The sequence below is a fragment of the Geomicrobium sediminis genome (assembly GCF_016908595.1).
Classification (GTDB): domain Bacteria; phylum Bacillota; class Bacilli; order Bacillales; family Marinococcaceae; genus Geomicrobium_A; species Geomicrobium_A sediminis.
On the sequence record NZ_JAFBEC010000010.1, the window covers coordinates 80,168 to 90,617 of the forward strand.

The following is a 10,450-nucleotide window of genomic DNA, read 5'->3' on the forward strand; positions in this document are numbered from 1 at the left end:
CTTAAACTTCATATTTTCTACACTTTTCCACGGTAGAATACGATCATAAAGATAATAAGGAGGACTTAAAAAATGAGGAAACCAAAAAAATCTATTATATTAACTGTTTCTTTAGGAACAGCAATTATGTTAGCTGCATGCGGCAATGGGGACGACGAACCAAATCCAGAAATGGATATGGACCCTGGTTCTGAAGATAGTATGGACGACATGGAAGATCATGACATGGGTGATATGGACATGGAAGATGATATGCATGAAGGTCACGATATGTCTAGCTCAGGTGAAGTTCCTGATGATTTGGAGGAAGCAGAAAATCCAACTTTCGAGGTAGGAAGCCAAGCATTGATCACAGATGGACACATGCCAGAAATGGAGGATGTTGAAGCCACCATCGTTGGTGCCTATGATACTACCGTCTATACTGTTTCTTATACACCGACTACTGGCGGTGATCGGGTAGAAGACCATGAATGGGTGGTTCATGAAGAGTTAGAAGACGTTGGTGAAGAACCTCTTGAACCCGGAGAAGAGGCTACTTTAAATGCCTCACATATGGAAGGCATGGAAGGTGCCACGGCTGAAATAGATTCAGCTGAAGAAACTACGGTATATATGGTCGATTTCACTTCTACTGATGGAGAAGAAGTCGAAAATCATAAATGGGTAACTGAAAGTGAATTATCACCAGTGGAGTAAATGACTGCTATCTATCAGGACATGACTAACATTTTCATTTAATATTAAAATTAAAAAAATGTAGTTACATGCCTGCCCTTAAGGACCCTAGCCATTGCTGCTAAGGGTTCTTTTAACCTTATACAATCCTTTTAGTAAGTGTTTTGAGGTATGTATACAGGTTAGGGATTTGTTATATTCAAAGCAACACAGTATCATTTCTTAATTTTAAAATCCTTATTAATATGGTTTCGACAGGGGGGTTATCAAGGGCAATTGGTATATATTGGGTCACCTTAATCATTGACTATAATACCCCTAAGGGTATATAGTAATAAAAAGGGGGGAGCAAGATGGATTACAACGATCAAATGAAGAACAGAATTAAACGTATCGAAGGGCAACTGAGGGGTGTGCTTAAAATGATGGAGGAAAACGAAGATTGTAAAGATATAATTACTCAATTATCCGCATCTAGAACTGCCATTGATCGTACAATGGGTGTGATTGTCAGTGCAAACCTTGTAGAGTGTGTTGAAAGAGCTATTGAGAATGGCGAAGATACACAAGATTATGTAGACACAGCAGTCGATTTACTAGTGAAAAGTCGTTAAGAAAAGGCTTACTGCCTTTTCTTATAAAAGAATTAATAAACTATATATTTTTTTAGATTTTAATATACCCATACGGGTAAATGTAAAGGGGATGGGCGAATTGACAGGAGTAGAAGAGAAGAAATCAACAAATATTATTTTATTTAGTGGGGATTATGATAAAGCAATGGCGGCTTATATTATTGCCAATGGTGCAGCAGCTTATGATCATGAAGTAACCATCTTTCACACATTCTGGGGACTAAATGCCTTGAGAAAAGATGAGAACATTCCAGTAAAGAAAGGGGCTTTAGAAAAAATGTTCGCAAAAATGATGCCAAGAGGATCGGAGAGCATGGGACTTTCTAAAATGCACTTTGCGGGCATGGGTCCAAAGTTAATCAAGAAAGTCATGAAAAAGCATAATGCATTGTCTCTTAATGAACTCGTAGATATGGCAAAAGAGCAAGATATTAATCTTGTTGCTTGTACGATGACGATGGATCTTCTCGGTCTTCAGAAGGAAGAGTTACTGGATGATGTTCAATATGCAGGTGTAGCTGCGTATTTGGCAGATGCTGAAGATGGCAATGTAAATCTATTTATTTAAGGGAGGATTGATTATGCTGGAAGTAAACACAGATGTTGTCATTGATGCAATTGGTTTAACTTGTCCCATGCCAATTGTTCGTACAAAAAAAGAAATGAAGGACATGAAACATGGGGAAGTTGCAGAAATTCAGGCAACAGACCCTGGCTCTATTGCTGATTTACAGGCTTGGGCAAAAAGCAATGGGCATGAATATATTGGCTTCATGGAGGAAGGTGAAGTCATGAAGCATTATATTCGAAAAGCAAATGAGGAAATTGAAGAATCGAATCATCCGCATGTCATTGAAAATGAAGAATTAGAGCAAAAAAGACATGAACCGATTACCATCCTGGATGTTAGGGAGCCAGCAGAGTATGCGTTTCGTCATATCCCTGAGGCTAAATTAATGCCGCTAGGTGAAATTGACTCCAGAGTTGATGAGTTGGATACGCAAAAGCCGATCTATGTCATTTGTCGTACAGGGAGTCGCAGTGACTTGGCAGCTCAAAAGCTTACGGAACATGGACTTAAACATGTATGGAATGTCCGCCCAGGAATGCGTGAATGGAAATACCAAACAAATGGAGTAAAGAAAGGGGAAAAATAAAGTGAGTGTATCATCAATTAAACCAATGGAATTAGCAGAGAAGATTCTAAAACAAGAATCCATTATTTTATTGGATGTTCGTAGTAAAGAGGCACATACAGATTGGAATATAAAAGGGTCCTCTGTTAAGACAGTAAATATTCCTTATTTTGATTTGCTAGATGATGTGACTCCGGCTCTCGAGCAACTCCCAAAAAATGAAGCCGTCTATGTGATCTGTGCTAAAGAACCTTCGTCTATTATGGTTGCTGAAGCATTAGCCGAAGAAGGAGTTAACGCGATTTATGTTGAGAATGGAATGCGAGGATGGAGTGAAGTCCTACTTCCGATTAAAGTGGCAGACCTATCTAAAGAAGGGGAGCTAATCCAATTTGTGCGTCCCGGAAAAGGATGTCTCTCTTACATGGTTGTCCAAGGTGAAGAAGCCATTGTAATTGATGCTTCTCGATTCACGGATGTATATAAGCGAATTGCGAAGGAGAAAGGGGTAACCATTAAACATGTCATGGATACTCACCTTCACGCCGATCATTTATCTGGAGGTAGGGTGCTTGCTGAAGCAACAGGAGGAACTTATTATCTTCCCCCAAAAGATGCGGGTGAAGTAACGTATGATTATGAACCTGTAGAGGAGGGCGATGTGTTAGAACTGAATGGTGTTAAGGTAGAAGCATTATATTCTCCTGGGCATACCATTGGTTCAACCTCATTTATTGTAGATGAGACGTATTTATTAACCGGAGATATCTTATTTATCGAATCCATCGGACGCCCAGACCTTGCAGGTATGGCGGAAGATTGGGTCGGAGATTTAAGTGACACTTTGTATCGTAAATATAAAAGCCTTCCAGGAACATTGGAAGTTCTGCCGGCTCACTTTTCTTCTTTGACGGAACAAAATACAGATGGAACAGTTCGGGAGCAGTTAGGGAATCTTTATAAAATGAACGCTGGATTGCAAGTAGAGAATGAAGATGATTTTCGTAAAATGGTCACGGAAAACCTTCCGAGTCATCCGAATGATTATGAGCGAATTCGCCAAACAAATATGGGGAAAGAAAATCCATCACAAGATGAGAAAACAGACATGGAAACTGGACCGAATAATTGTGCCGTTAGCTAAATAACCAAATATCTTAAATCAATAGGTAATAGAGGAGAGAAGAAAAATGAATCAAGATTTTGTACTTGATGCCAAAGGTATGGCATGTCCAATGCCGATCGTGAAAACGAAGAAAAAAATGAAGGAACTTGAAAAGGGGCAAGTGTTAAAAGTTGAAGCAACAGACCAAGGAGCAAAGCAAGACTTTGCAGCATGGGCAAATTCGACAGGGAATGAATTAGTTAAGACAACGGAGAATGGGGAAGTACTCAGCTTTTGGATAAAGAAAGGTGAATGATGCATATTCGACCGCCCGGTTACGGCGGTCTTCTTTTCAGGATTGGACGATCATAGAGAGAAAGTCGAGGAGATGAGGTAAATGGAGGTCTCTTTCTTCATTACAATTTTTCTGATTGGTTTTATAGGATCAATGATCTCTGGGATGGTTGGTGTAGGAGGATCGATTATAAAATACCCTATGCTTTTGTATATTCCTCCAGCTTTAGGTTTTGTTGCATTTTCAGCACACGAAGTATCTGGAATTAGTGCAATTCAAGTATTTTTTGCGACACTTGCTGCAGTTTGGGCATATAAAGGTTCAGGATACTTACATCGTTCTCTAATTCTATACATGGGTTCAAGTGTACTCGTGGGGAGTTTAATTGGTGCCTATGGTTCAATTTATCTTCCCGAGGATGGAATTAACGTGGTGTATGGATTACTTGCACTCATTGCAGCAATCATGATGTTTCTTCCGAAAAAAAACAACGAAAACCTTATAGCTAAGGAGGTTCATTTTAATAAAGCTGTTGCTATGGTATCTGCCTTTTTAGTTGGTGTAGCTTCAGGAATTGTCGGTGCTGCGGGTTCATTCTTATTGTTACCCGTACTATTAGTCATTTTAAAAGTACCAACCCGTGTGGCCATTGCAACTTCCCTTGCCGTTACCTTTATTTCTTCTATAGGATCTACATTAGGGAAAGTGGTTACGGATCAGGTTCTCTATGGACCTGCAGTGATCATGATTATTGCAAGTATCATTGCAGCACCAATCGGTGCAAAAATCGGTCAGCGAATGAATACAAAACTTCTTCAAATTGCTTTGGCAGTTTTAATCTTAGCGATAGCAGTTCAAATATGGATGGATATTTTCTTTTAAACAAACGTTATGAATAAATTAAAAAAAAAGTAAATGAAAGAAAATAACACCGGAACAATTAGAGAAACTAGTTGGGCAAATTTATTGACGTAAGGGAAGTAAAAGAATTTGTCGAATGAAAATCCATGGGAGTAAAATATACCTCTCGTTTTATTAGATATTCGACGAACTTGATAAATCAAAAGATTATATAATAGTCTGTCGTTCAGGAGGTAGAAGCGTTCTTTTAACCATATACGATCTTTCGAGAATTGACGAAGGGTTGCAATTTCTCTTTACTCACCTTTTTCGGCATAAATAAAAATTTTTGGCATCTTCACTAAAACTTCATAGTTATTGGGGATACCATTTATGACACGGCATAAAAAATCAATACCAAATTATGTGTCTTAATGAAAGGAGTTAAAACGTTATGAGTTATCAGGATTGTATTCAGGCATGCTTAGAATGTATGGAGCAGTGCAACCGGTGTTTTGATGATTGCCTCAAGGAAGATAATGTGAATATGATGGCGAAATGCATTAGATTAAATCGAGAATGTGCCGATATTTGTGCATTCGCAGTACAGGCTATGCAAACAAATAGTCAGTTTACAAATCAAATATGTGAATTATGCGCAGAGATTTGTGAGGCATGTGCAGAAGAGTGTGAAAAACACAGCAATCACGCTCAGCATTGCCAAGATTGTGCTCAGGCTTGCTATCGATGTGCAAAATTATGCCGGGAGATGGCAGCTGCATAAGTAGAAACATCAGAACCCTTGGCATTAGTTTTGCTAAGGGTTTCTTCTGCTTTAAACAATGAGGATTAGACGTCAATAAATCATCAAATTTTAAGGCATCATTCTTCATAGAAAAAACATAATTATCGGTTAGGATTTGCATATGGCATAGAGAAATAGAGTCACTATTAATGAAATACACCTATAGATAAGCGAAAGGAATTCATACATGATAAAACCTATCTTTGTATTAAGTCTTACAGCAGTTGCCCTAATTAGTGGATGCCAAAGCGATTCTAAATCTGAAGAGAAAGTAGAATTCACTCATATTCATGGTCTTGGTTTTACCGCAGATGGTGAGCAAGCATATATTCCAGCTCATGATGGGCTGCGCGTATTTGAAAATGGAGCGTGGAACAATGTAGAGAACGGTGAGGGCGAACTTCATGACTTTATGGGGTTCACCATGACTTCCGAAGGGTTTTATAGCAGTGGGCATCCAAACATGCAGAGCGATTATGAAAACCCATTTGGTCTTGTGAAAAGTACGGATGGAGGGGAAACCCTTGAGTTACTCAATCTAGAGGGGGAGGTTGATTTTCATGTCATGTCGGCCAGTTACAACACAAATGCCATCTATGTCATGAATCCAGAGCCTAATTCGGGAATGAATGAGCTTGGCCTGCATCGAACCCTCGATGAGGGGCAGGAATGGAAATCTCTAGATATGAACGGGGTTGAAGGAAGCGTGATTGCTATTGCAGCTCATCCAGATCAGGAAGATATTGTCGCAGTAAGTACGGAGTATGGGGCATTTCTGTCTGAAGATGCAGGTGATACTTTTGAACAAGTCACAAGTGATACACCCGTTCCGGCATTAACTTTTGCACATACTGGCGAAATGTTACTCGCTAAAGGAACTGAGGACCGTTCACAATTAAAAATGATTAATTTATCTGGAGCAGAACAGGAAATCCCAACCCCTGCGCTTGAAGAAGAGGATGCGATTAGTTACCTTGCCCAAAACCCTCAAGCGGAAGACACTTTTATGTTTACAACTTTTGAAAGGGATATATTTTACACTGAAAATGGCGGCGAGACATGGGAAAAGCAAGCGGAAAAAGGAATTGAATCCTAATCAAATGATTATAAATCACTGGTAGCTACTCTTATTTCTTACTTGTAAATAAAACAGGCTGTCAACCGAAATGTATAGATCGACTCGCTTCAGAAGTTCTAAGGATCTACTGTTTACAAAGACGGTGGGTTCTTTTTTGTTTTAGTATCGTTTAAAAGCAATTTAGAGCTTAGAATCAAGAAATTTATACAAAACCTATTGCCGTCATCAAAATGTCAAAAGCAGCAGAGGTTCTTCATAAAATCTACATTTTTAAACTTTATACTTCGTGATTAAGACTGTTTTACAGATTGGAGCGTTTTTATGAGGATTTTTTGATGGGTGCTTTCCAGACAGTAATCATTGAATTCATTGGGAAGGAGGGTTGGTTAATGGATGAAGTATCACTGGGTATAGCGTTTATTGCTGGATTGGTTTCGTTTTTTTCGCCTTGTATTTTTCCCCTTGTACCTGCTTATGTTGCACAATTAACGGGCAGCAATGGAGGGGCAGGGATGAACGTAGATCGTAAACTTATTTTTACGAGAAGTGTTGGCTTTATCTTAGGATTTACGATTGTTTTTATACTACTGGGTATATCGTCAACTTTTATTGGTTCTTGGTTTGCACAATACGGGACTGCGTTTGAACAAATTGGCGGCATTATCATTATTATATTTGGTTTACAAATGGCAGGGATTCTTTCCATTCGAGCATTATTGACGGAGAAAAAGATAACGAAACAACCTAAAAAGGCAACAAGCTTCACAGGTTCGATTTTCTTTGGTTTGTTTTTTGCTTCAGGTTGGACCCCTTGTATAGGAATTGCACTTGGTTCAATTCTTGCGCTAGCTGGAGATTCAGGAACCATGATGATGGGAACTAGTATGCTCTTTCTCTATTCTATGGGATTGGGGCTACCATTCATGGGTGTATCTCTCCTATACGCAAAATCATTTCAAAAACTAAGTTCCTTTCAACGATACCTGCCGCTTATTCAAAAAGCGAGTGGTTATATGATGATTCTCTTAGGCATACTCCTATTCTCTGGGTTATTTCGAGAATTATCGATGTATTTGAGTCGTTTTATTCCTACATGGATGATGTAGAAAGAATAAAACAAACAACCTGATTCAAGTAGTTTATAAGGGTGAGTGATGTATGGAAGAAATAAAATGCGAATGCGGACAAGTAAATCCGTACGGTACGGAGGTATGTGGTGCTTGTGGAAAACCATTGGTTAATGATGACTCAACTAAGTTATTAAATATGCGCTATGAAGGAGCAGCGCGACGCTCTCAAACGTATAATCGTTCAATCATTGATAAAGTATGGGGCTTTTTTTCCTCTGTGAAAGTTGGGATTGGTTTAATCATTGTAACTTTAATTGCTTCTATGATTGGAACCATATTTCCACAAGAATTATTTATCCCTCCTGGAGAAGATCCATCGGTACACTATGTTGAAGAGTATGGGCCTCTTGGTCAATTATACTATTCCTTTGGTTTTCATAACCTATACGGTTCTTGGTGGTACATGTTACTGATTGCAGCACTGGGTACATCTATCATCATTGCCAGCATTGATCGTTTTTTTCCTCTCTATCGAGCATTAAAATCACAGCGCGTAACGCGACACCCAAACTTTTTGCGCAGACAGAGGATTTTTGGCACAAGTCAAGTGGAGACAGTCGAAGAGACCATGGAGAATGCCAAAAAAGAATTAAAGAAAAGGCGTTATAAGATTCGTGAGGAAGATGGCAACCTTTTAGCTGAGAAAAACCGGTGGGCGAGATGGGGTCCTTATGTGAATCATATTGGTCTGATTGTCTTCTTGATCGGAGCCTCATTACGTTTCGTCCCTGGGATGTATGTGCACGATAATGTTTGGGTCCGTGAAGGGGAGACGGAGGTAGTACCCGGAACTTCTGGTGAGTTCTATGTTGAAAACTTAGCGTTTACGATGGAGATTTATGATGAAGATGATCCGTTGTTTCAGGATGGTATGGAAGCCAGTAATGCGGTGATGTTCGAATCATTGTTTCGAACAGATGCCGTACTCTACCGTCCTGAAGGTATACTTGGGTTGGATCAAAGCTTGGTAGAGGTTGACCGACATGGAATTGAGGTGAATGATCCGTTTCACTTTGATGATTTTTCACTCTATCAAGTCGATTATAAGTTGCATGAACTGAGCGAAATGACATTTGATGTGGAAGATCGATTAACAAATGAAGAAGTAGGCTCTTTTGCTGTTGACCTAAATAATCCTGAAGATGACTATTCATTATCGAATGGCGAAACCGTTCGAATTCACAGTTACTTCCCGAATTATATTATAAATGATGAAGGAATTCCGTCGACAGAAAACGCTGTACCGGATAATCCGGCATTTATTTTCGAAATGGTAAATGATGATACAGGAGAGGACGAACATACCTTTATAGGAATACAAAGAAATTTTGATGTAACCCCAAACGATGAACCCAATAGATATTCGTATTCACTATCGGGAGTCGATACAAATCATGTTACTGGCCTTACTGTTCGAAAAGACAATACAATCCCATATCTTATCATTGGAGGAGCAATCTTTATGATTGGACTGGCCCAAGGCTCCTATTGGTCGCACCGAAGGATATGGTTACAAGCGAAGAACAATGAAGTATGGGTAGCCGCACATACAAATAAAAACTGGCAATCATTGAAAAAGGATATATCAAATGTAGCTCGTTATGCAAAGCTTTCTATGCCTAAAGACCAAACAGATTTGGAAGATCATGATAAATCCTAATTTCTTTAACAGGAGGAAGGTGAAAGATCGATGGCTCAACTGAGCATGAATTTACTAACGATCTCATTCTTTTTCTACTTGTTTGCAACAATTTTCTATGCTGTTGCATTAACAGGGAAGAAGTGGAGAAATCGTAACCGTGAAGTTACGGGAAACAAGTGGGGGAATGTTGGTTACATAGCCTCCATCGGAGGCCTGCTCTTTTCGCTAGGTTACTTTGTAACGAGGTGGATCGAGATCGGTTTTGCACCCGTAAGTAATATGTTTGAATACCTTACATTCTTTTCAATAACCATTAGTCTTGCATTTGTCCTGTTATATGGGATGTATAGAATGAATGCACTTGGTTTATTTACAATGCCGGTTGTCATGCTGATGATCGGTTATGCTTCTATATTCGTGACGGAATATCAACCGTTACAACCAGCACTCCAATCATATTGGTTAGAAATCCATGTGTTAACAACAGGGTTAGGACAAGGAATTCTAGCCGTTAGCTTTGGGGCAGGGTTGGTCCAGTTATTACGAATGATAGATTTAAAAAGTAAGCGAATGACCAAGCAGACATTTGGGATCGAATTCGTCATGTACATGATTATCAGTCTAGTCGCTTTCATTCTAGTTACAAACTCGTTCAATGCATTCAACTATGAAGCAACTTTTTCTTATGTAAACGAATTTGATGAACAAGCTGAGGTACAGTACAAACTCCCGCCAATTTTTGGGCCGAATGAGGGGGAACTCCTTACACCAGAACGAATGGAACCATGGATTTATATGCCGGTCTGGGTTGTAAGTGACGATTTCAATACGGTCGTTTGGGCTTTCGGAACAGGATTGCTGCTATATGTGGGTATTCGATTAGTGACAAGGCGTCGGATTGGTGCGTTATTTCAACCTTTACTTAAGAATGTCAATCCAGAAACCATGGATGAGATCAGTTATCGTGCAATCGCCATTGGTTTTCCGATTTTCACACTAGGAGGTCTTGTATTTGCAATGATATGGGCTCAAGTTGCATGGACAAGATTTTGGGGATGGGATCCCAAAGAAGTATGGGCACTGATTACATTTCTCTTCTATGCAGC

At 39.3% G+C, this 10,450-nt stretch carries 12 protein-coding genes; all 12 read left to right on the forward strand.

The window, feature by feature from the left end; all coding sequences use genetic code 11:
* Nucleotides 1-72 precede the first annotated feature (72 nt).
* Complete coding sequence (locus tag JOD17_RS16330; protein WP_169967341.1) at nucleotides 73-699, forward strand: YdhK family protein; 627 nt, start codon at nucleotides 73-75, stop codon at nucleotides 697-699.
* A 332-nt stretch (nucleotides 700-1,031) separates the two neighbouring features.
* The gene (locus tag JOD17_RS16335; protein ID WP_169967340.1) at nucleotides 1,032-1,292 is read left to right on the forward strand and encodes a metal-sensitive transcriptional regulator; all 261 of its coding nucleotides are present in this window, start codon (nucleotides 1,032-1,034) and stop codon (nucleotides 1,290-1,292) included.
* Between the two features lie 91 nt (nucleotides 1,293-1,383).
* The gene (locus tag JOD17_RS16340; protein WP_169967339.1) at nucleotides 1,384-1,881 is read left to right on the forward strand and encodes a DsrE/DsrF/DrsH-like family protein; all 498 of its coding nucleotides are present in this window, start codon (nucleotides 1,384-1,386) and stop codon (nucleotides 1,879-1,881) included.
* Nucleotides 1,882-1,894: 13 nt separating this feature from the next.
* Nucleotides 1,895-2,470 (forward strand): sulfurtransferase TusA family protein, encoded by a 576-nt coding sequence (locus tag JOD17_RS16345; RefSeq protein ID WP_204699019.1) that lies wholly within the window; start codon nucleotides 1,895-1,897, stop codon nucleotides 2,468-2,470.
* Nucleotide 2,471: 1 nt separating this feature from the next.
* Nucleotides 2,472-3,593, forward strand: coding sequence for an MBL fold metallo-hydrolase (locus JOD17_RS16350; protein ID WP_169967337.1), 1,122 nt, complete (start codon nucleotides 2,472-2,474; stop codon nucleotides 3,591-3,593).
* A 46-nt stretch (nucleotides 3,594-3,639) separates the two neighbouring features.
* Nucleotides 3,640-3,870: a sulfurtransferase TusA family protein gene (locus JOD17_RS16355; protein ID WP_169967336.1), complete on the forward strand. Its 231-nt coding sequence runs from the start codon at nucleotides 3,640-3,642 to the stop codon at nucleotides 3,868-3,870.
* Between the two features lie 81 nt (nucleotides 3,871-3,951).
* Nucleotides 3,952-4,731: a sulfite exporter TauE/SafE family protein gene (locus JOD17_RS16360; protein ID WP_204699021.1), complete on the forward strand. Its 780-nt coding sequence runs from the start codon at nucleotides 3,952-3,954 to the stop codon at nucleotides 4,729-4,731.
* Between the two features lie 412 nt (nucleotides 4,732-5,143).
* On the forward strand, nucleotides 5,144-5,473 hold the full coding sequence (locus JOD17_RS16365) for a four-helix bundle copper-binding protein (RefSeq protein WP_169967334.1): 330 nt from the start codon (nucleotides 5,144-5,146) through the stop codon (nucleotides 5,471-5,473).
* A 208-nt stretch (nucleotides 5,474-5,681) separates the two neighbouring features.
* Complete coding sequence (locus JOD17_RS16370; RefSeq protein WP_169967333.1) at nucleotides 5,682-6,590, forward strand: F510_1955 family glycosylhydrolase; 909 nt, start codon at nucleotides 5,682-5,684, stop codon at nucleotides 6,588-6,590.
* Between the two features lie 371 nt (nucleotides 6,591-6,961).
* Nucleotides 6,962-7,678: a cytochrome c biogenesis CcdA family protein gene (locus JOD17_RS16375; RefSeq protein ID WP_169967332.1), complete on the forward strand. Its 717-nt coding sequence runs from the start codon at nucleotides 6,962-6,964 to the stop codon at nucleotides 7,676-7,678.
* Between the two features lie 52 nt (nucleotides 7,679-7,730).
* A complete protein-coding gene (resB, locus tag JOD17_RS16380) occupies nucleotides 7,731-9,362 on the forward strand; it encodes a cytochrome c biogenesis protein ResB (RefSeq protein WP_169967331.1) in 1,632 nt (543 codons plus the stop codon).
* Nucleotides 9,363-9,392: 30 nt separating this feature from the next.
* On the forward strand, nucleotides 9,393-10,450 hold a 1,058-nt coding region (gene ccsA / locus JOD17_RS16385), incomplete at its 3' end, for a cytochrome c biogenesis protein CcsA (protein WP_204699023.1).

Excerpts from the sequence above, each read along its gene's own strand:
- JOD17_RS16365 (WP_169967334.1), top strand. The coding sequence starts at position 5,144 with ATGAGTTATCAGGATTGTATTCAGGCATGCTTAGAATGTATGGAGCAG.
- resB (WP_169967331.1), top strand. The coding sequence starts at position 7,731 with ATGGAAGAAATAAAATGCGAATGCGGACAAGTAAATCCGTACGGTACG.
- JOD17_RS16335 (WP_169967340.1), top strand. The coding sequence starts at position 1,032 with ATGGATTACAACGATCAAATGAAGAACAGAATTAAACGTATCGAAGGG.
- JOD17_RS16330 (WP_169967341.1), top strand. The coding sequence starts at position 73 with ATGAGGAAACCAAAAAAATCTATTATATTAACTGTTTCTTTAGGAACA.
- JOD17_RS16340 (WP_169967339.1), top strand. The coding sequence starts at position 1,384 with ATGGGCGAATTGACAGGAGTAGAAGAGAAGAAATCAACAAATATTATT.
- JOD17_RS16375 (WP_169967332.1), top strand. The coding sequence starts at position 6,962 with ATGGATGAAGTATCACTGGGTATAGCGTTTATTGCTGGATTGGTTTCG.
- JOD17_RS16370 (WP_169967333.1), top strand. The coding sequence starts at position 5,682 with ATGATAAAACCTATCTTTGTATTAAGTCTTACAGCAGTTGCCCTAATT.
- JOD17_RS16360 (WP_204699021.1), top strand. The coding sequence starts at position 3,952 with ATGGAGGTCTCTTTCTTCATTACAATTTTTCTGATTGGTTTTATAGGA.
- JOD17_RS16355 (WP_169967336.1), top strand. The coding sequence starts at position 3,640 with ATGAATCAAGATTTTGTACTTGATGCCAAAGGTATGGCATGTCCAATG.
- JOD17_RS16345 (WP_204699019.1), top strand. The coding sequence starts at position 1,895 with ATGCTGGAAGTAAACACAGATGTTGTCATTGATGCAATTGGTTTAACT.